1 pseudogene is annotated in these 252 nt (G+C 68.3%); it reads left to right on the top strand.

The annotated features are described in order from the left end of the window. A pseudogene (locus SB753_RS39565) lies at positions 1-225 on the top strand (hypothetical protein); the annotation flags it as partial. Between the last annotated feature and the right edge of the window lie 27 nt (positions 226-252).

The following is a 252-nucleotide window of genomic DNA, read 5'->3' as shown; positions in this document are numbered from 1 at the left end:
ACGGCTACGTGGGGCCTCGGCCTCACGGGCGAAACCGCGCTGCGCGGCTGGATGGCGTGGCACTGGCCGATCGAGCGCGTGCTGGTGGTGTCGCCGTTCGTCGGCTACGGCATCTTCGGCGCGCTGATGATCTGGACGCTGTGGTATCGGCGCACGCTGCGCGACCTCGCGCAAAGCGAGGCGGAATCCGAAACGGAACCGCCGCCTAGCACGGCCGCCAACTAATTCACGTCACCCCGCACGTCCTCTCAC

The organism is Paraburkholderia sp. SIMBA_053, assembly GCF_046534895.1.
Taxonomy (GTDB): domain Bacteria; phylum Pseudomonadota; class Gammaproteobacteria; order Burkholderiales; family Burkholderiaceae; genus Paraburkholderia; species Paraburkholderia caledonica.
The sequence above is the reverse complement of the archived record's forward strand: the minus strand, read 5'-3'. Positions and strand labels throughout refer to the sequence as shown.